Origin of the sequence: Solidesulfovibrio alcoholivorans DSM 5433 (assembly GCF_000702665.1) — a bacterium.
GTDB lineage: Bacteria > Desulfobacterota > Desulfovibrionia > Desulfovibrionales > Desulfovibrionaceae > Solidesulfovibrio > Solidesulfovibrio alcoholivorans.
Genome location: NZ_JNJA01000011.1, coordinates 69,722 through 88,779, shown reverse-complemented (window position 1 = coordinate 88,779; position 19,058 = coordinate 69,722). Strand labels below are relative to the sequence as shown.

At 66.8% G+C, this 19,058-nt stretch carries 16 protein-coding genes; 14 read left to right on the top strand and 2 right to left on the bottom strand.

The genetic code is table 11. From position 1 onward, the window contains the following. Nucleotides 1–559 precede the first annotated feature (559 nt). Nucleotides 560–1,345, bottom strand: a complete 786-nt coding sequence (locus tag Q368_RS0117030) for a ParA family protein (RefSeq protein WP_029460253.1) — start codon at nucleotides 1,343–1,345, stop codon at nucleotides 560–562. Nucleotides 1,346–1,857: 512 nt separating this feature from the next. On the opposite strand from Q368_RS0117030, the gene Q368_RS0117025 reads away from it, so the two are divergent. The 14 genes from Q368_RS0117025 to Q368_RS0116960 all read left to right on the top strand — a co-directional run bounded on the left by Q368_RS0117025 (nucleotide 1,858) and on the right by Q368_RS0116960 (nucleotide 17,374). Beyond that, complete coding sequence (locus tag Q368_RS0117025; protein ID WP_029460252.1) at nucleotides 1,858–2,658, top strand: ParA family protein; 801 nt, start codon at nucleotides 1,858–1,860, stop codon at nucleotides 2,656–2,658. After that, entirely contained in the window at nucleotides 2,639–4,165 is a 1,527-nt protein-coding gene (locus Q368_RS0117020; protein ID WP_029460251.1) for a LexA family transcriptional regulator, read from the top strand. Before Q368_RS0117025 ends, Q368_RS0117020 begins: the two co-directional genes overlap by 20 nt. Before the next feature lie 74 nt (nucleotides 4,166–4,239). Further along, nucleotides 4,240–5,283: an N-acetylneuraminate synthase family protein gene (locus tag Q368_RS0117015; protein WP_052360249.1), complete on the top strand. Its 1,044-nt coding sequence runs from the start codon at nucleotides 4,240–4,242 to the stop codon at nucleotides 5,281–5,283. Further along, on the top strand, nucleotides 5,273–6,025 hold the full coding sequence (locus Q368_RS25875; RefSeq protein ID WP_029460249.1) for a PHP domain-containing protein: 753 nt from the start codon (nucleotides 5,273–5,275) through the stop codon (nucleotides 6,023–6,025). The genes Q368_RS0117015 and Q368_RS25875 overlap by 11 nt, the downstream gene beginning before the upstream one ends. After that, nucleotides 6,022–7,005: an ATP-grasp domain-containing protein gene (locus Q368_RS0117005; protein ID WP_052360248.1), complete on the top strand. Its 984-nt coding sequence runs from the start codon at nucleotides 6,022–6,024 to the stop codon at nucleotides 7,003–7,005. Before Q368_RS25875 ends, Q368_RS0117005 begins: the two co-directional genes overlap by 4 nt. Continuing rightward, nucleotides 7,002–7,886, top strand: a complete 885-nt coding sequence (locus Q368_RS0117000; protein ID WP_029460247.1) for an NAD-dependent epimerase/dehydratase family protein — start codon at nucleotides 7,002–7,004, stop codon at nucleotides 7,884–7,886. Before Q368_RS0117005 ends, Q368_RS0117000 begins: the two co-directional genes overlap by 4 nt. A gap of 9 nt (nucleotides 7,887–7,895) precedes the next feature. Continuing rightward, complete coding sequence (locus Q368_RS0116995; protein ID WP_029460246.1) at nucleotides 7,896–9,014, top strand: class I SAM-dependent methyltransferase; 1,119 nt, start codon at nucleotides 7,896–7,898, stop codon at nucleotides 9,012–9,014. A gap of 32 nt (nucleotides 9,015–9,046) precedes the next feature. Further along, the gene (locus Q368_RS0116990) at nucleotides 9,047–10,090 is read left to right on the top strand and encodes a radical SAM protein (protein WP_029460245.1); all 1,044 of its coding nucleotides are present in this window, start codon (nucleotides 9,047–9,049) and stop codon (nucleotides 10,088–10,090) included. Nucleotides 10,091–10,145: 55 nt separating this feature from the next. Next, on the top strand, nucleotides 10,146–11,018 hold the full coding sequence (locus Q368_RS0116985) for a sugar phosphate isomerase/epimerase family protein (RefSeq protein ID WP_029460244.1): 873 nt from the start codon (nucleotides 10,146–10,148) through the stop codon (nucleotides 11,016–11,018). A 47-nt stretch (nucleotides 11,019–11,065) separates the two neighbouring features. Beyond that, nucleotides 11,066–12,718, top strand: a complete 1,653-nt coding sequence (locus tag Q368_RS0116980; RefSeq protein WP_052360247.1) for a nucleotide sugar dehydrogenase — start codon at nucleotides 11,066–11,068, stop codon at nucleotides 12,716–12,718. Nucleotides 12,719–12,735: 17 nt separating this feature from the next. After that, nucleotides 12,736–13,713, top strand: a complete 978-nt coding sequence (locus Q368_RS0116975) for an NAD-dependent epimerase/dehydratase family protein (protein ID WP_029460242.1) — start codon at nucleotides 12,736–12,738, stop codon at nucleotides 13,711–13,713. Continuing rightward, the gene (locus Q368_RS24070; RefSeq protein ID WP_052360246.1) at nucleotides 13,710–14,618 is read left to right on the top strand and encodes a class I SAM-dependent methyltransferase; all 909 of its coding nucleotides are present in this window, start codon (nucleotides 13,710–13,712) and stop codon (nucleotides 14,616–14,618) included. The genes Q368_RS0116975 and Q368_RS24070 overlap by 4 nt, the downstream gene beginning before the upstream one ends. 12 nt (nucleotides 14,619–14,630) lie before the next feature. Beyond that, a complete protein-coding gene (locus tag Q368_RS0116965) occupies nucleotides 14,631–15,737 on the top strand; it encodes a DegT/DnrJ/EryC1/StrS family aminotransferase (RefSeq protein WP_029460240.1) in 1,107 nt (368 codons plus the stop codon). Nucleotides 15,738–15,757: 20 nt separating this feature from the next. Continuing rightward, nucleotides 15,758–17,374: a hypothetical protein gene (locus Q368_RS0116960; RefSeq protein WP_029460239.1), complete on the top strand. Its 1,617-nt coding sequence runs from the start codon at nucleotides 15,758–15,760 to the stop codon at nucleotides 17,372–17,374. A gap of 16 nt (nucleotides 17,375–17,390) precedes the next feature. Here the strand turns inward: Q368_RS0116960 and Q368_RS0116955 are convergent, their stop codons facing one another. After that, the gene (locus Q368_RS0116955) at nucleotides 17,391–19,049 is read right to left on the bottom strand and encodes an asparagine synthase-related protein (protein ID WP_156955772.1); all 1,659 of its coding nucleotides are present in this window, start codon (nucleotides 19,047–19,049) and stop codon (nucleotides 17,391–17,393) included. Nucleotides 19,050–19,058: the final 9 nt, after the last annotated feature.

The following is a 19,058-nucleotide window of genomic DNA, read 5'->3' as shown; positions in this document are numbered from 1 at the left end:
CCCGAGACAGGGGTAGGCGCACCTGTCGGGGCAAAAGAGGGTGCCGGTGTCGGCTCAGGAGTCGGGGCATGCAAAAGGGAAGGATCAGGCTGCGGTACAATACTCGGATCAAGAGTCGGCTCATGACCCGACACACGTCCCGACGGCTGTCGGGTCGGCTGTGCCGACACACGTCCCGACCGGGGTTCCGACGGCTGTCCCGACACGTGCCCCGAGTCTCGACCCGACCCTTGTTTCGGAGACTGTGCCGGATATTGACCCGACTCTTGACCCGGGGAACTGTCCGACAGTTGAGCCGAAGGTTGACCCGAGACTTGCGCCGACGGGGGCGTCGGTGCGACTGTCGGGTCAAGTGCGGGGGCCTGTGTCGGATCAAGCGAGGGTTCGAGTGTCGGATCAGGCTGCGCTTCCTGGTGCCTGACCGGAAACACGCTGATCTTGTCCGCGAGGTTGGCGGCCTCGGCCAGGCCCAGGCGGCCGTCCGCGGACTTTTTCAGCGTATCGAAGATGGATCGCCTGGGTTTCGGTTTGGGCTCTGGCATGGCGTTCCCCGTTGCGATCAATCGGGATTGCCGAGAATGAGGCGCAACTCGGCGGCCAGTTCACGATAGGCCTTGGCGCCGTAGGTGGCGGCATGGCTGCCGAAAACGGTGGTCTTGGTGTATTCCGCCTGTTCGAACACGGTGCTGCGCGGGATGTGGGTCTCGAACATCTTGCCCTGGAAATTGTCCTCGAGCTCGGAGACGATGAGGCGGCCCATGGCCGTGCGGCGGTCGATGTTGTTGACGAGCAGCCGCAGGAAACGCAGGTCCCGGTTGCCGTCCTCCTGGATCTTCTCGATGACGGCGAGCACACGCAACAGCCCCTCGATGCTGTAGGCCGAGCCCGCGGAAATCGGCACGATGCAGAAATCCGCGGCGAAGAGGGAAGACAGCGAGAAGAAGCCGAGGTTGGGCGGCGTATCGATGAGTACGTACTGGTAGGTCTTTTTCGCGTAGTCGCGGATTTTCGAGCGCAGGATGGCGTAGTTGTCCGGCAGGTTCTGGGACAGGTCGTATTCGAGCACGGCCGTGTCGGAAATGTTGGGCAGCAGGTCGATGCGCTTGATGTTCGTCTCGACGATGGCCTTTTGGGCGACGAGATCGCGCGAGGTGAGGATGTCGTAGAGGGAATTCTGGAAGGCGATCCCGGAACCGGCGAGCAGGCTCGTGGAGTTGCACTGGGAATCGGTGTCCACGACCAGGGCGCGACCGCCCTTGAGGGTGAGGGCGTGGGCCAGGTTGCAGGTCAGGGTGGTCTTGCCCACGCCGCCCTTGTTGTTGGCGATGGTGATGATAATTCCCATGGAAACACCTGTTTTTATGAAAATTACGTCTGTTTTTTTAGAAAAATGTCCCGTAATGTCAAGGTGTTTTTCCTGCTTTCTCAATAACTGCCGTTATTTTTATTCTTTTTATTTTTGCTAATGATCCGGGTTTTCCCGAGCGGCGCGGTCTCTTTTCCCCTTTCTTTTGGTGTCCGGCCTGTCGTCGGGTCAGGGTTGGATCATCGCCGCCTAATGGTCGGATCAGGGTCGGGTCTTGTTGCGAAAGGCAGGATCCATCCGCGCCGCCGCGCCCCTGCCCGGCAGAGGGGGCACGCGTCGGGTCGGCTGTTGGCTCATGGTCGGTTCACTGTCGGGTCAATGGTGGTAGGCGCGGGAAACATGCCGGCCCGCGCAGATTGTGACACGTTTCGGCTGGCACATGGCCGCGCCTTCCCGCTATGATGGAACGAGGCGCGGGCACTGCATTTCGTTGACAAATTTGCATATGGGTGAAAATGTGACCCACAGGGAAATTTACTGGGGGGAGGAATGTGGCCGGACCATGCATCATTACCGTGGGCAACAACAAGGGCGGCGTGGGGAAATCCACAACTTGCGTGAATCTTTCCGCAGGGTTGGCGCGTGACGGCGCATCCGTGCTCGTCATCGACGGCGATCCCCAATCCAACACCACCTCGACGCTGCTCCCCGATTTGGGGTTGCGCGAAAATTCCAGCCTGGTCAAGGCGCTGGAAGACCCCGAAGGGGCCTTTTCGCCGTTTGCCTGCGCCACGCGTACCGAACGCCTCGAAATCGTTCCCAATTCCATACGCTGCATGGAATGGGAGGTGCGTTCCTATTCCGGCATAGACTCCGTGCTCGGGTTTTCCCGGCTGCTGCAAAACGACAAGGATATCGGAAAATACGATTTCGTCATCATCGACACCCCGCCCAACATCGGGCCGATGCTGCGCAACGCCCTGCTCATCTCCGACTTCGTCCTCGTCCCCTGCCCCGTGGGCGACCAGTACGCCCTGGACGGCTTTTCCACCTTCATCCAGGTCCTTTCCCAGGCCAAGCAGCAGAACAAGAAGCTCCTGCTCCTCGGCGTGGTCCTGACCAAGTTCGACGGCCGGGCCATGACCCACAAGAAGAACAAAAACCGCATTCGCGGCTTCTTCGACGCCAAGGGCATTCCGGTCTTCGAAACGGAAATCCGGGTCAACATCGACATCGACCGGGCCCATTCCCAGCGCAAGACCATCTTCGAGTTCGACGCCAACAAATCCGGGGCCCAGGACTACGCGGCCCTGGCCAGGGAGACCTTCGCGCGTGTCCAGAAAGAAGCCTGATCCCGAACCGGATCTCTTCTCCAGCGTGCCGCCGCGGGAAACCTTCGCCGCGTTCCCGACCCTCGACGCCTTTCCCGAGCAGGCCATCGCCTTTCTGACCGGCAAAGGCGCGGCCGAACCGGTCGCGCCGCGCCCCGCGCCGCAGGCCCCGGCCGTGGCCCGCGCCGCCGCGCCGGAGACAAGGCCGGTATCCAGGCCGCACGTCAAGCCGGAGAAAAAGCCTGTCACAAAGCCGGTCTCCAGGCCAGCCGCACAGCCGGCCGGTCAGTCCGTCAGTCCGCCTGTCAGCCCGCCCGGCAACCAGCCAGACGGCCAGCCCGACAGCCGGGGCGAAAACCGCACAGCCAGCCCCTCGGCCAGCCTGTCCCCCGCACAGCAGGCCTGTCAGCCAGCCCGACAGCCGGCCAGCCTGTCGGAAGACCCGACACGCAGCCTGTCAGAAAGCCACACTCCGGACGGCGGGGCAGGGCTATCGGCCAGCCCGTCAGCAAGCCAGTCTCCAAACCGGACTTTCAGCCCCTTTCCCGGCCTGTCCGGACCCGGCGACCGGCTCAACGCCAACCAGCGCGGCGTCCTCGAATTCCTCCTGCGCGCCCGGCCCTACATCGTCAAATTCCGCGACATCGCCGCCGCGCTCGGCATGCGCGAAGCCACGGTGCGCACCATCCTGCGCCGCCTGGCCGCGCTCGGCATCCTCGCCTTCAAAAAGGCCCGCGACGGCAACATCCAGGGCGTGCGCCTGGAGTTCCACCAGGCCGTGCTCGCCCAGTACGGCTGCGACCTGTCCGCAAGCCAGGCAGCAGGCCTGTCCTGGAGCCTGTCCGCAAGCCACTCCGAAGGCCGGACACCCCCGGAGCCGGACAGCCGGACTGTCGGCCACACAGAAGGCCCGACAACAAGCCCCTCCGAAAGCCGGACGGCCGCTCTCCAGGCCGGACAGCCGGCCGGTCAGCCGGCCGCTACCGCCGCCTCTTTAAGAAAAGAAAGAGAAGATCTTTCTCTCTTTCCTGAAAACGCCTTCGGTTGGGACGACGAGTTCCTGGCCATGATGTGGCCGGCCGTGCGCAAGGCCGGGTTTCGCGTGGAGCAGATCCGTCAGGCCGTGGCCGCGCGGGCGCGCCTGGACAAGGCGCTCGACATGGAGTCCGTGCGCGTAAGCCTCGACCGCGCCGACTGGGAGCTCGAGACCACGGGCCGGCTGACCGAGCTCGGGAGCGGCGAGGCGGTCAAGAACCCGCAGGCCTACGTCTTTACCGCCCTGGCGCGCTGGGGCATGTTGCGCGCCCACCCGGACTACGTGTCCCGGGAGGAAGTCGAGGCGGCGTCCGCGGCCGCGGAGCTGAAGCGCCGCCGCGAGGCCGCCGCGAAGCTGGAGGAGGCCCGGTTCGAAAGCTGGCGCGCGAGCCTTGGCGAGGAAGACCTGGCCCGGGCCCTGGCCGGCTGCCCCGGCGGGCCCAAGGAACAGTGGCTGCGCAACTACTGGCGCAGGCACGGGCAGGGCGGGTAGGGCGGCGACGCCGGTTCGCGCCGCCACGAAACCAACGCGCCGCCGCGACGCGGCGAAAAAAGAGGACACCGTCTATGCAATGGCTTTCCCGCGTGCGGCCGCAGCCCGGCGCGTGCGTCATCGCCGAAGCCGGCATCAACCACAACGGCGACTTCGATCTGGCGCTCGAACTGGTGCGTCGCGCCGCCGCCGCCGGGGCGGACTGCGTCAAGTTCCAGACCCACCGCACCAGCGCCAGCGAATCCAAGCATTCGAGCAAGCCCGGCTATTTTTCCGGCCGCATCGGCGGCATGTCCAAGCTCGAATGGTCGCGCTCCCTGGAATTTCCCGCCGAACGCTTCGCCGAACTCAAGTCCTATTGCGGGGAGTGCGGCATCGCCTTCCTGTCCACGGCCTGCGACGTCGCGGGCCTGCGCATCCTCGTGGACATCGGCTGCGAGGCGATCAAGGTCGCCTCGGCCGACTGCAACAACGACTACCTGCTTTCCGCCCTGGCCGAGACCGGGCTGCCCGTGCTGCTTTCCGTCGGCATGTCGCGCCTGGAGCAGGTCGATCACGCCGTGGAACTGCTGCGCGCGCGCGGGGCGGGCGAACTGGCCCTTTTCCAGTGCACCTCCCAGTATCCCGCGCCCTACGACCAGCTGCATCTGCGCGTCATGGCGACCCTGGCCGCGCGCTACGGCGTGCCCGTCGGGTTCTCCGACCATTCCCGGGGCATCCACGTGCCCGTGGCCGCCGCCGCCCTGGGCGCGGCCCTGATCGAGAAGCACTTCACCCTGTCGCGCAACCTGCCCGGCGTGGACCACGCCGCCTCGATCGAGCCCGACGAGCTCGCCGCCATGGTGCGCCAGATCCGCGACGTGGAAGCCGCCCTCGGCAGCCCCGAAAAGACCGTGCAGCCCGAGGAGCTGGCCAACGCCGCCAACATGCGCCGCAGCCTCATGGCCGCCCGCGACCTCGCCGCCGGCACGGTGCTCTCCGCGCAGGACATCACGGCCAAGCGCCCCGGCACCGGCCTGGCGCCAACGGAAATCGGCAAGCTGCTCGGCAAGCGCCTGCTCGTGGACATGGCGGCCGAGGACTTCTTCGAACTCGCCATGGTGGCCGATGCCTCCTGAGCGCGCGACGGCGCTGTTCCCGCGTTTTTCCGCTCTGACTCCGGCGGATCTCGCCGTGGAAGGGCATACGCACACGGATTTCACCGACGGCCTCGCGCCGCCCCGGGCCTACGCCGACCGCGCCGTGTCGCTCGGCCTGTCGCGCCTGGCGTTTACCGAGCACATCCGGCGCACGTCTACCTATTGGCCGCGGTTCGCGCACGAAGCCGCGAACCTGCGCCGGGTAGGGGGGCCGCGCATCTGGGTCGGCTTCGAGGCCAAGGTCTGCGACGGGGAAGGGACGCTCGACATCCCCGACGCGGCCTATGCGGCGGCGGACGTGGTGCTTGGCAGCGTGCACGCCGTGCCGGGAGCGCAGGGGTCGCGGCCGCCGCGCGCCCTGCCCCGGGAGGAGCTGGCCCTGGCCGAGCGCGACTTCGGGCTGGCGCTGGTGCGGGGCGGCCGCGCCCAGGTCCTGGCCCACGCCGGCGGCATGTCCCTGGCCCTTTACGGCGATTTTCCCCTGGACTATATGGACGCCCTGGCGCGGGAATGCGCCGGGGCCGACGTGGCCTTCGAGGTCAACGCCCGCTACCACGCCCCGGTCCTGACGCGGTTGTTGCCCCTGCTGGCGCGGTACGATCCGCGCGTCTCGCTGGGCTCCGACGCCCACGAGCCGTCCCAGGTGGGCGCGATCGGCGCCCTGCTGCGGCCGCTGCTGTTCCCGGACGCGCCAAATTCTCCCGCACGAGCCGCCACATGAGCAAGATTTCCGTCGGCGTCACCTGCGTCGGTTCCCTGGTGGGGCAGGGCGTCGTCAAGTCGCTTCTCGCCTGCGACCTGGCCGACCGCCTGGAACTCGTCGGTTTCGAGTACCTGCCCGGCACGGCCGGCTCCTATTGGATCGAAACCACCCACCTCATGCCCGACATCCTCAAGCCGGACGTGACCTTCGAGGACTACCTCGAACGCTTTCTGCCCCTGGTGCGCCGCCACGCCCTGCGCGTGCTGTTTATAGGTATAGGTTTCGAGCTGCCGCACTTCGCCGCGGCAAGGGCGCGCATCGAGGCCGAAACCGGCTGCACGGTGCTCGTGGGTTCGCCCGGGGCCGTGGCCGCGGCCGACGACAAGTACGCCACCTTCGCCGCCCTGCGCGACGCGGGCCTTGCGCCGCCGGCCTCGTTTCTGCCCGGCGACGACCTGGGCGCGCTGCCTTTTCCCGTGATCGTCAAGCCGCGCCGGGGCACGGGCAGCAAGGGTCTGCGCCTGGCCGCCGACGCCGACGCGCTCGCCGCCTGCCTGCCCCTGGTCGCCGATCCCGTCATCCAGGAGGCCGTGGGCGACGCGGATTCGGAATACACCTGCGGCGTGCTGCGCTTCGACGGTAAGGTGGAAAACGTCATCTGCCTGCGCCGTCGCCTGCGCGACGGCAACACCAACGTCGCCTGGAACACGCCGGACACGCCGCCGGCCGTGGCCGAGGCCGCCGCCCGGGCCGCCGACGCCCTGGACGTCTGGGGGCCGGCCAACGTGCAGTTGCGCCTGGACACAGCGGGCAGGGCGCGCGTGTTCGAGATCAACCTGCGCTTTTCCGGTTCCACGGGCATGCGCACGCAGTTCGGGGTCAACGAGCCGGAATACGCCCTCAAGCGCGTGCTCGGCCTGCCGTTGCCCGCGTTTGCGCCCCGTTTCGGCAAGGTGCTGCGCTATCCCGAAGAAATCTACGACCCGGAGGGGCGGTGAGCGCCGCGTTGCCCTTGGTCGTGGTCACGGGCGCGGCCGGGTTTTTGGGGCGGCATGTCTGCCCGGCGCTTGATAGCCGCTACCGCGTGGCGCGTCTGGTTTCGCCGCGCCGTGCCGGCGACGCGGCCCGGGACGTTTACGCCCTGGACCTCGCCGATCCGGCGGCGGTCGCGGCCTTTGCCGACGCGGCCGGGTTCGGGCCGGTCCACGCCCTGGTCCACATGGCCGCCGCGCTGCCCGGCGCGGGCCGCGAACGCGATCCCGCCGTTTACGACGCCAACGCCGCCCTGACCCGGGGCGCGCTGGCCCTGGCCCGGGCGCTGCGCCCGGCCTGGCTCGTCAATTTTTCGAGCCTGGCCGTGTACCCGGTGCGCGACGGGGTCTTCGACGAGGACGGCCCCATCGATCCGGCGGCCAACACCGAAGGTTTCTACGGCCTGGCCAAGTTCGAGGCGGAAATGCTCCTGCGCCTGCTCGCCCCGGCGGGAACCGGCGTGGTCAACCTGCGCCTGGCCCAGGCCTACGGCCCGGGCCAGGGCGACAACCTGCTCGTGGCCGTGCTCGCCCGGGAGCTGGCGGAAAAAAACACGATCACGCTGTTCGGGGAAGGCGAGCGGGTGAGCAACTTCATCCACGCGGACGACGTGGCCGAGGCGCTCCTCGCCGTGCTCGCCGCGCCCCGGGCCGGGACCTACAACCTCGGCTGCGCTGAAAACACCAGCTATGTCGCTCTTGCCCATGCCCTCGTGGCAGCGCGCGGCCGGCCGGATGCTCGGGTCATTCTCGAACCGCGCGGGATTCGGGCGAAGTGCGCCATCGACACGTCCAAATTTCAAAAAACCTACTCGTTGCTGCTGAAAAAATGTGATTTTTCCTGGTAGGAGGACGCGATGCCCTGTCTTCTGTGCGGTGGCGATCATCTTTGTGACATCCTGACCATGCCCGATATAGAAGTGTTCGTTGGGGGCTATGCACCAGGAGCGGCCAGGCCGGACAAACTTCCTTGCCGCATCCGGCAGTGCTTGGACTGCGGCCATGTCTTCCAACCGGCAGACCCGGTTATTTCAAAAACAATGGACGCTATTTACAACAGTGTGATTGCGCAGGCCTCGACTGCCACCGGCGTAGGCCAATGGGGGCGCAAGCGCGCCGAGCGCATGCTTTCGCTGCTGAGTCCTCCCACGCCACCCCGCAGCGTGCTCGAGATAGGCAGCCCCAATGCGTATCTCCTGCGCCGATTCCAGGAGCAGGGGGCCACGCGGCTGGTCGGTCTGGATCCTTCCTTGCCCGGGAACGAGGAACACGAGGGCGTCCAGCTGCTCAAAGCCGTCTTTGGACCGGATTTGCCTTTGTCTGGTCCTTCCTTCGACTTGATTCTGGCATGCAATGTTTTCGAACACATCGAAAATATGCATCAAATGCTGCGAGATTGCCGGAAATGGCTTGCCGACGAGGGCATGCTGTCCTTTTGCGTGCCAAATTGTGAGCAACAGCTCGTCAACGGCGACCCGGCGGTGTTTATGCATGAGCATTGGCACTACTTTACGGAACACTCCATTCGCGCTCTGCTTGCACGCAACGGCTTTTCACTGTGGCACCTCGAGAAGGAGGCCGACAACCTGTACGTGCAGGCCGTGAAGTCGGACGTGGTGACCGCACTTCCCCTTGACTTCATCCTGTACGACGATTACCGATCAAAACTTTCACGGTGCCTGGAACGTTTTACCGTCGCGGCCTCGGGGGGAAACGTCCTGATCCACGGCGCCAGCAACTCCCTCAATAACATCCTGGGCTGGGTCGAACCGGTGGCGGGGAAGTTGTTTGTCACCGACAACGATCCGCAAAAATACGGAAAGCGCATAGGCGGCTTTCCTATCCGCGACAAGGCCGGTATCCCCTTGACGGACATGGACGTGATTGTCGTCATCCCTTATGCCTATGCCGCAACCATTCGTAATGAATATGAGAGGTCCGGCTACAAGGGCCGAATAGCGGTGCTCGTCGCCTGAGGTGACCTGAAGATGAAGAAAGAGGTACGCTCATGAGTCTGCAAGCCTTGTTGGAAAAGCATTTGCGACTGGAAATCATGCGGCACGAAGCGCTCAAGCGCGGGGAAATTGTCTCGCCGGTACCCCCTAACCATATTTATATCGAGCCGACAAACGCCTGCATCCTCAAGTGCGCCATGTGTACCCCCCCGGAAGCGAAAGGCGAACTGGGGTTCATGGACCCTGCCACATGGCGGCGTATTATCGACTCCATGGAAAAGCACGGTATTGTCGCGCCGGTGACCATGATCGGCCGTGGCGAGCCGCTCATGCATAAAAAGATCGTCGAGTTCGTCCAGTACGCCACGGACAGGAATGTTCCCTGCTACATCATCACCAACGGGGTTCTCCTCACCCAGCAACTGGCCGAGGGACTCGTGCGTGCGGGCATCGCCAAGATCCAGGTCTCCATCCATGCCCATTCGCCGGAGACCTATAAGAAGATAACCGGGAAGGATTACTTCCGGCAGGTTCAGGACAATATCTTGCGGCTCGTTGAAATCAACAAGGAAGAAGGCGGCCGCTGCTTCGTCGCCACCATGGCTTGCGAGTCGAGCCTCAACACCCACGAGATGGTGCCCTTCCGGGAGTTTTGGGCGCAGCGAGTGGACCGCGTTTTCACGACGAAACTTTATTCCATTCAGGGCAACAGCAAAATGGCGGACGAGGCGAAGAGTCTCTACCAGTCCCCGCAAAGTGCCCATCCCGGCTGCGTGATGCCGTGGTATTTTTTCGGATTTCGCTGGAATGGCAACATTACTCCCTGTCCCTACGACTTCTCGGAGCGCTTCGTCATCGGTAATATCAACGAAAGTGATAATTTTGACTTCATGGACTGCTGGAACAATGAAAAGATGCTCCAGCTGAGAAAATCGCACTTGGACAAAGATTTTTCCTACTGTAATGCGCAGGGGTATAAATGCGCCAATTGCGAGGTGCCGTTTGTGGAAAACGAGTTCAAGGCCATCAATCGTTATCTGGACAATTTCCCGGTGGTTTTCAGTCGTCAGTTCGGTCCGTTGCTGAAGGGTGAATAGCCGGACCGCGCCGGCTGCATTCTGACATACCGTCTGCCTTGCGTCACGGATCCCGATGCTTTTTCTCTCCAGCACCGCGTTTGAGCGCAATATCCTGACGCCCGACGGCGTCCCCGACGTAGCCGGTTTTCCGGCTGTCGAGCTTTCCGGCGGCCTTCCCTTGACGCCGGCGGAAATTGCGATGGCCCTGGAAAGGCTTCGGGGGCACGGGGTCGCCGACATCCTCGTTCACAACTACTTTCCGCCGCCGCCGACTCCGTTTGTCCTGAACTTCGCCACGGCCGACCAGGCCTTGCTTTCCCGCTGTCTCGTCCTGGCCGACAACGCCTTGCGCCTTTGTTCGGCCGTGGGCGCTCCCTATTATTCCTTCCATCCCGGATACCGCCGGGACGGCCGCGAACGGCCCGACGGGCACTTCGAGTTCTTCGGTTCACCCCGCTCCATGACGGACACCCTGTCCTGTTTTCACGACAATTTCCCGGCCCTCCACCGCCTCGCGGGAACATACGGGATCAGGCTGGCGGTGGAGAATCTTTTTCCCACCCGCACCGAGGTCACCTCCCTCGCCAACACCATGGAGGAAATGGAGGCTCTCATCGCTCCGCTTCCCGGAAACGTTGGTCTGCTCCTGGACCTTGGGCACCTGGCCGTCTCTTCCGCCATCCTGGGATTCGACCGCCACGTCTACCTGGAAAGACTGTTGACCCGCCACGGGGATCGCCTCTTTGAGGTCCACTTGTCGGGGAATGACGGCGAGACCGACGCCCACCTGCCCCTCGTTCCCGGAGACTGGCAGCTTGGCGTCCTGCCGCTGTTTCGCGGCTTGCCCGGCGCCGATGGCGACGGCGTGCGCATCACCCTGGAATCGCGTCGGCTGCCCTTGGGACTGTTGCGGGAGACCACGCAACTCATTACAAGCCACCGCTGATCGACGTAGCGAGAGATAGTATGTCTATGGATACGAATTTGCGTAAGATGATTTTCGGGACCGAGGCGAGCCTTGGCGAAGCCACGGACCGCATCATGGCCGGAGCCCGCAAGGTGGGCTTTTGCGTGGACGCGGACGGCACGCTGTGCGGCATCCTGACGCAGGGCGACGTGCTGCGGGCCTTTCGCGCCGGCGCATCCCCCGACGATCCCGCCGGCAAGCATTTGAACCCCAATCCCGTCACCGTGGCGGACGACCTGTCCCTGGGCGAGGCCAAGAAGCTCATCGGCCGGCGCATTCAGCTCATCCCGCGCGTGGACGCCCGGGGACGGCTTACCGGCGTGGTGGATCTGGCCACCACGGACCTCGGGTTCGTCAACATCAAAAGCAAGTCCGTGCTGGTGCTGGGCCTGGGCTACGTCGGCCTGACCCTGGCCCTGGCCCTGGCCGAGGCCGGCTTCTCGGTCAACGGCCTGGACGTCAACGCGCCGCTTCTGGCCAGGCTCGGCCGCAAGGAGCCGCCCTTTTTCGAGGCCGGCCTCGAGGAGCTGCTCGCCCGCCACGTGGGCAGCCGCCTCCAGCTCGTGGCCGACGCCGCGGCCTGCGCCTCGGACATCTTCATCATCACCGTGGGCACGCCCGTGGACCCGGCCACGAAAAAGCCCAACCTGGACTACATCCGCACCGCCGCCGCCACCGTCGGGGGCAACCTGTCCCGGGAAAACCTCGTCATCCTGCGTTCCACCGTCATGGTCGGCACCACGCGCGACGTGGTCATTCCCGAACTCGAGCGCGTCTCCGGGCTGGTCGCGGGCCGGGACTTCTTCGTGGCCTACTGCCCCGAGCGCACGGCCGAGGGCAGGGCGCTCAAGGAGCTGCCCCGCCTGCCCCAGATCGTGGGCGGCCTGGACGAGAAGAGCGTGGAGATGGCCTCGCGCCTGTTCAACGAGTACACGCCCTCCATCATCCGCGTGGACGGCCTCGAGGCGGCCGAGCTGTGCAAGCTCATGGACAACGTCTACCGCGACGTGAAATTCGCCTTCGCCAACCAGCTGGCCGAGCTGGCCGAGCGCATGGGGCTCGACATCCACGCCCTGATCGAGGCCGTGAACCACAATTACGGCCGCAACGACATTCCCTTGCCCTCGCCCGGCGTGGGCGGCCCCTGCCTGACCAAGGATCCCTACATCCTGCGCACGGTGTTCGAGCGCCACGGCATGCAGGCTCCCCTGGTCTCCGCCGCGCGCGTGATCAACGAGCGCGCCCCCGAGGCCATCCTCGACCGGGCCGAGTGCATGCTCGCCGGCCAGGGCAAGCGCCTGGCCGACGCCCGGGTGCTCATCGTCGGCTTCGCCTTCAAGGGCGAGCCCGAAACCTCGGACCTGCGCGATTCCACCACATTGTGGTTCCTCGAGGCGCTGCGCGGCCGCTGCGCCGGGATCCGGGGCTACGATCCGGTCACGCCCGCGGCGGACATCGCCGCCCTTGGCGTTACGGCCGTGGACCTGGCCGAGGGCTTCGCCGGCGCGGACGCGGTGTTCGTCATGAACAACCACCGCTCCTACCTGTCCTGGGATCTGCCGGCCCTGCTCGGCTCCATGAACCGGCCGGCGCTGTTCTACGACGCCTGGCACCTGTTTCCCAAAACGAAGATCCTCGCCCGTCCCGGCATGCTCTACGCCGCCGTGGGCGTGGGCTGAGGCGCAAAGAAGGCTGCATGACCACCAAACGGGTATTGGTCACCGGGGGCACCGGCTTCATCGGCTCGGCCCTGGTCAAGGGACTGGTCGCGCGCGGCTACGCCGTGCGCGTGCTGGATGACGATTCGCGGGGCAGAACCGGCCGCCTGGCCGACGTGGCCGACGCCATCGAGATGGTGGCGGCGGACATCCGCGACGAGGCCGCCGTGCGCAAGGCCACGGCCGGCATGGACGCGGTCTACCACCTGGCCTTCGTCAACGGCACCCGGTTTTTCTACGAAAAGCCGGCGCTGGTGCTCGACGTCGGCGTGCGCGGCGCGCTGTCCACCCTGGCCGCGGTCCTGGCCGAGGGCACGCCGCGTTACATCCTGGCCTCCTCTTCCGAGGTCTACCAGACGCCGCAGCATGTGCCCACGGACGAGACCGAGGGCATGCGCATCCCGGACCCGAAGAACCCGCGCTATTCCTACGCCGGCGGCAAGCTCATCAGCGAGCTGCTCACGCTTAACTACCTGCGCGGCACGGCGACCGAAGGCGTGATCTTCCGCCCCCACAACGTCTACGGCCCGGACATGGGCTTCGAGCACGTCATCCCGGACCTCGTGCGCAAGATCTGCGCGGCAACGAGCGGCCTGTCCCGTTCCCAAGGCGAGATCGCCATCCAGGGCAGCGGCGCGGAGACCCGGGCCTTTTGCTACGTCGACACGGCCGTGGACCAGATCATCCTCGCGGGCGAGCGGGGCGCGCCCGGCGAAATCTACCACGTGGGCCGCAGCGAGGAGCTTTCCATCCTGGAACTGGCCAAGGCCCTTGGCCGCGCCCTCGGGGTGGAAATCATCGTGCGCCCCGGACCGGCCCCGGCCGGCGGCACGCCGCGCCGCTGCCCGGACGTGTCCAGGATCGCCGCCCTCGGGCCGGCGGCGGACGTGTCCCTCGAGGAAGGGCTCGCGCGCACCGCGGCCTGGTACGTCGACTACTATTCGCGAAACGCATGACGCCCGAAACCTGTCCCCTTTGCGGCGCGGCGGACGTGACGCCGTACTGGCCCCGGGTCTGGCAGTCCCCGGGGCGCGCGGTGTACGCCTGCGCGGCGTGCGGCGTGCTCTTCGTCTGGCCCCAGCTCGAGCCCGGGGCCACGGCCGCCCTCTATACGGGCTACGCCGGCCATCTGGCCGCGCGCGGCGTCATCGACCGGCCCGAAACCGCGGCGCAGACCTTCGCCCGGCGCGCCCCGGCCCAGGGCTACCGGCGGCGCATCCTCGCGCCGTATCTGCCGGACGGCGCATCGGTTGCGGAGATCGGCGGCGGCTGCGGCAACTTCATCGGCCCGCTGTGGGCCGAAGGCCGCCTGTCCGCGGCCGCCCTGGTCGAACCGTGCCCGCCGCACCGGGAATTCGCGGCAGCACGCTTTCCGGGGCTGGTCTGCGCCGGCGACGTGGCGGAGCTTGCGCCGCGCCGCTTCGACGCGCTGGTCGCGCTGCACGTGCTCGAGCACATCGCGCAGCCGGGACCGTTTCTCGAGTGTTGCGCCGGCCTGCTGGCCCCGGGCGGACGGCTCATCCTCGAAACCCCGTCCGCGGCGGACCCGCTGCTGTCGCTCTACGACTGCGCGGCCTACAAGGATTTCTACTTCCAGCCGATGCACCACTACGTCTACGGCGAGGACGCCCTGCGCCGGCTGCTCGGCGCGCACGGGTTCGCCGCCCTTGCCTTCGAACATGTCCAGCGCTATCCCCTGTCCAACCATCTCGCCTGGTTGTCCAAGGGACGGCCGGGCGGCGACGGCCCTCTCGACGCCCTGCTCGGCGGGGCGTGCCAGGACGCCTACCGCGAGCGGCTGCGCGCCGCGCGCCGCACGGACACCGTTTTCGGCATTTTTACGCCCACGGTCCGTCAATAAAGGAACGCACGCATGGAAACCATTCCTGTCGCCAATGTCGTGACCACCGAGGAAGACGCCCGCGCGGTCTACGACGTGGTCAAGTCGGGCTGGATCAGCAAGGGCAAGAAGGTGGACGCCTTCGAGGCCGATTTCGCCAAGGCCGTCGGCGCGAAAAGCGCCGCCGCCGTCTCCAGCGGCACCGCCGCCCTGCACGTCATCCTGGCCGCCCTTGGCGTGGGCCCGGGCGACGAGGTCGTGCTGCCCTCGCTCACGTTCATCTCCACGGCCAACGCCGTGCTCTACCTCGGGGCCACGCCGGTCCTCGCGGAATGCGACCCGGACACCTACAACGTCACCCCGGAGATCCTGGAAGCGGCCATCACCCCGCGCACCAAGGCGCTCGTGCCCGTGGACATGAACGGCCTGCCCGTGGACTACGACGCCGTGCTCGAACTGGGACGCCGCCACGGCGTGGCGGTGGTCTCCGACAGCGCCGAATCCCTGGGCGCGACCTACAAGGGCCGCGCCATCGGCGGCGTCTCCCCGCTGCACCTGTTCAGCTTTTTCCCCAACAAGACCGTGACCACGGGGGAGGGCGGCATGATCACCGCCGCCGACCCGGCGCTCATGGCCCGCATGCGCGTACTGCTCAACCAGGGCCAGGAAGGCCGCTACAACCACGTGGCGCTCGGGTTCAACTACCGCATGAGCGACATCGCCGCCGCGCTCGGCATCGTGCAGCTCACGCGCCTGGACTGGATGATCGCGGAGAAAAACCGCATCGTCGCGGCCTACCGCGAGCTGCTGGCCGGCATCCCCGGCCTGGCCCTGCCCGTGGTGCCGGACTACGTCACCCAGCCGTCCTGGTACATGTTCGCCGTGCAGGTGGACGAGGCCGTGCGCGACGGCGTGGTGGCCTATCTCAAGGAGCGCGGCATCGACACGCGCCTGTCCTTCCCGCCCATCCACATCCAGCCCTACTACCGGGAGCGCTTCGGCTACGCGCCCGAGGACCTGCCCGTGAGCTGGCACACCTGGCGGCGGCTGATCAACCTGCCCGTGTGGCCCGGCATCACCCGGGAACAGCTGCAGCGTGTGGCCGAGACCCTGGCCGGGGCCCTGAAATCACTCTCCTAGGCGGGGCGGAAAGGCGGCGCATGGCGCGGGATTTTCATTACGACTACTTCTCCCTGCGGGACGCGGACATCCCGGCCTGGCACGCGTCCTTTTCCTGGCCCGTGGGCCGGGAGGAGACGCACGGGCTGACCGTGGCGCTCATGGCGCGCTGGATCGGACTGGTGGAAGCCTGCGACGACACGTTCGTCGGCGACAGCGCGCTGTCCTGCGTCCTGATCCCCAAACTGTACGCCCAGGTGCTCAACCATTACGCGGCCGTGTCCCGGCTCACGCGCGCCGGGCGGGTCATCCGGCACAGCCCGGGGCTGCGGCTGGTGCCGCAGTTTCTGCGCCCGGACGGGCCGTTCTCCCTGCCGCCGGCCCGGCTTCCCGGTCCCTTGGGACGCGGCCTGGCCAAGGGGCGGCTCAAGAACTTCCTCTATTCCCTCTGGTACAACAGGGGGAAGCTCCACAAGGTCCTGGACGGCCTGGACCCGTCGCGCTGCGTGTTCGCGTTCCATTCCGAGAACGTGCTCGTGCGGGCGCACACGCACGGCCGGGCCGAATGGACGCGGGTGTTCGCGCCCTGGGAATGGCACGGCGCGCAGGCCGCGCCGCCGGCCGGCGCGCAGGCCCGTTTCGCCGCGCTTGCCGAAGACTACACGGCGTTCGCCGCGACCTACGCCCGCGACGTCCTGGACGCGCCCCTGCCGCCGGCCCTGGCCGATGCCCTGGCGACATTCGCCCGCGAATCCCTGGCCGACATGGCCCGGGGCTATGCCGGCCTGCTGGCGCTTTTGGGCCGGGTGCGGCCGGGCGCGCTGCTCACGCCCACGGCCGGCAACCCCTTCACCCGCGCCGCGAGCCTCGCCGCGCGCCGCCACGGCGTGCGCGTCACCGGTTTTCCCCACGGCTACTACGTCTGCCACTCCGACAGTCCGCGCCTGGCCTACCACGAGTTGAGCACGGTGGACGCGTTCATGGCCTACACCCCGGGCAGCGTGCCGCTTTTCCGGCGCAACCTGGCCAGTCATCCTCCGGCGCGGGGCAATGCCGTGTCCATCGAGCACGACGACACGACGTTTTTTCGCGACCGCTTCCGCGCCTGCGCCGACAAGCCCCTGCCGGAGCGCATCCGGCGCGTGATGGTTCTCGAGCTGGCGCTCATCCAGGAGTGGGCCGGGTACCATTGCGCCGAAACCATGGTGAACTACCACTTCTACTACGGGATCTGCCGGCAGCTCGCGGAGGCCGGCTATGACGTGGTCTTCAAGAAGCGTCCCAAGTCCGTCGGCTGGGAAGGATGCGACATCCTCAAGGATATCCCAAGGTTGCGCGTGGAGACGCGGCCGTTTGAGGCACCCGGCGTCCTCGACGCCGTGGACGCCGTCGTCCTTCAGTACGGCATGTCCTCCACGCTGCACTGGAGCATGTGCTCCGGCAAGACCGTGATTTTCGCCGACGCCGGCTGGGAGCCGTGGTATCCCGACGTGTACGAAAAGATGGCGCGGCGCTGCCGGGTGCTGCCCTGCGCCTACGACGCGGACAACCGGGCGACGTTTCGCCGGGAGGACCTGCTGCGGACCGTGGCCGAGCCGCCGCGCCGGCCGGACACCGCGTATCTCGAGGACTATCTCTTTCCCGAGGAAGGGCGCTGAGTCCGTCCGCGCGGCCTTACAGCAGGCCGGCCCGGCGCAGCCACCATTCGCAGAACATGGCCGTGACGCCGCGACTGGCCGGGGGCACGGTGGCCCGGCCCACCCGCGACAGGAAATGCCGCCAGCCGAGCATGGCGTAGAGGTTGCCGTAGTGGTGGTGGTAGGCGCCGAGCTTCTCCGCCCAGCGCAGTCCCCAGCGGCCGAGGAAAACCCGCATGGCCATGGTGGCGTAGGGCAGCCAGAAGCGTGAGGGGCCGAAATAGCCGAAAGACGGCCGCGCGATGGCGGAAAAGACCTGCCGGTAGTCGTAGGCGGCGAGGTATTCCTTGAAAAGCCCCTGGTCCAGCCGCCAGTCGAGGGGCACGGTCTCGTAGAAGCGGGCCAGATCGAAGTCCCACAGGGGCAGTTCCCAGCCGAGGCCGAAGAATTCGTAGAGCCGCTGGCCGTTGACGACCAGCTTGCACTGCCGTTCCCGCCATTCCCAGCCCTCGTACCACGCGGCCAGGTTTTCCGGGCAGGGTTCCCCGTCCGCCCGGGCTTGCAGATCCGCCGCGACGCGCCGCCGGACCACGGCGAGGTTTTCCGGGGTCAGCAGATCCTGCCAGAGCGCGTAGTGCTTGCCGAGAATGTGCGCGACCACGTCGTCGAGGCCTTTCCCCGGTTCGAGAAACGCACGCGGAATGTGGCCGCCGGTGAGGAAGTCCCCGGACTGGCCGTTGACCACCACCGCGCCCGGTTCCAGCAGGCCGCGTTCCCGCAATGTTTGGAAGCATTCGAATTCGGGCACCGAGGGCAGGGAACACAGGCCGTCGGCATAGTCGAAATAGCGCCGCAGCGCCTCCGAGCGTCCGATGCTGCGAGCGCGGCCTCTCCGCGAGCAGGCGTCCACCCAGGGCAGGTCCAGGGCTGCGGCCACCTTGCGGGCGGTCGCCGCCTCCTGGTTGCCGGGCATGCCGTAGGAAAACGTCAGGATGCGCCGCGCGCCGAGTTCCTTGAGCTTGCAGGCCACCAGCCGCGAATCCAGGCCGCCGCTTAAGGGCACGAGCAACTGCGCGTCCCCGGCGCGTTCCAGCACGCGGCCAAAGGCTTCGGTGATGCAACGGTCCAGGCCCTTGAGCCACGCGGCCTTGGTCGCGCCGGCCGGTTCCCGGGGCCGGTAGGCGAAATAGCATTCCCGGCGCGGCGCGCGTCCGTCTTTCGGCCAGAGCACGTATTCCCCGGAGGGAATCTGGCGCAGGCCCGCAAAAAGGGTGTCCGCGCCGGTCACGTAGCCGGCCATGCGTGCCTCGAGAAGGCATTCCGGGGCGACTCCGGGGCTGGGCTGCACGGCCAGCGCCAGCCGGGCGGCGTTGGACAGGCGCAGGCCGCCCCGGCCGTCCTCGGCGTAGAAAAGCGGCAGGCTGCGCACGGCGTCCACCCCGGCCAGGAGCAGCTCGGGCGTTTCCGCGATCACGGCGAACTGGCCGCGTTGGCGCAGGAAGGCGTCCCGTATCGCCTGCGGCGCGGGAGGCGTGGGGCCTTCCAGGACGCGAAGCACGGCCGCGGCGCTTTCCTTGTCCCCGGCGAAAAAGGCCCGGCCCGGGGCGAAGGCCGCCTCGCGCCACGGGGAGGCCGGATCGAGGGCTATTTCCATCGCGGGCCGGGCGTGTTCCGTCGCGTTCGCTGCGTTTGCCACGTGGCTTTC

Excerpts from the sequence above, each read along its gene's own strand:
- Q368_RS0117030 (WP_029460253.1), bottom strand. The coding sequence starts at position 1,345 with ATGGGAATTATCATCACCATCGCCAACAACAAGGGCGGCGTGGGCAAG.
- Q368_RS0117015 (WP_052360249.1), top strand. The coding sequence starts at position 4,240 with ATGCAATGGCTTTCCCGCGTGCGGCCGCAGCCCGGCGCGTGCGTCATC.
- Q368_RS25875 (WP_029460249.1), top strand. The coding sequence starts at position 5,273 with ATGCCTCCTGAGCGCGCGACGGCGCTGTTCCCGCGTTTTTCCGCTCTG.
- Q368_RS0117005 (WP_052360248.1), top strand. The coding sequence starts at position 6,022 with ATGAGCAAGATTTCCGTCGGCGTCACCTGCGTCGGTTCCCTGGTGGGG.
- Q368_RS0116995 (WP_029460246.1), top strand. The coding sequence starts at position 7,896 with ATGCCCTGTCTTCTGTGCGGTGGCGATCATCTTTGTGACATCCTGACC.
- Q368_RS0116990 (WP_029460245.1), top strand. The coding sequence starts at position 9,047 with ATGAGTCTGCAAGCCTTGTTGGAAAAGCATTTGCGACTGGAAATCATG.
- Q368_RS0116985 (WP_029460244.1), top strand. The coding sequence starts at position 10,146 with ATGCTTTTTCTCTCCAGCACCGCGTTTGAGCGCAATATCCTGACGCCC.
- Q368_RS0116980 (WP_052360247.1), top strand. The coding sequence starts at position 11,066 with ATGATTTTCGGGACCGAGGCGAGCCTTGGCGAAGCCACGGACCGCATC.
- Q368_RS0116975 (WP_029460242.1), top strand. The coding sequence starts at position 12,736 with ATGACCACCAAACGGGTATTGGTCACCGGGGGCACCGGCTTCATCGGC.
- Q368_RS24070 (WP_052360246.1), top strand. The coding sequence starts at position 13,710 with ATGACGCCCGAAACCTGTCCCCTTTGCGGCGCGGCGGACGTGACGCCG.
- Q368_RS0116965 (WP_029460240.1), top strand. The coding sequence starts at position 14,631 with ATGGAAACCATTCCTGTCGCCAATGTCGTGACCACCGAGGAAGACGCC.
- Q368_RS0116960 (WP_029460239.1), top strand. The coding sequence starts at position 15,758 with ATGGCGCGGGATTTTCATTACGACTACTTCTCCCTGCGGGACGCGGAC.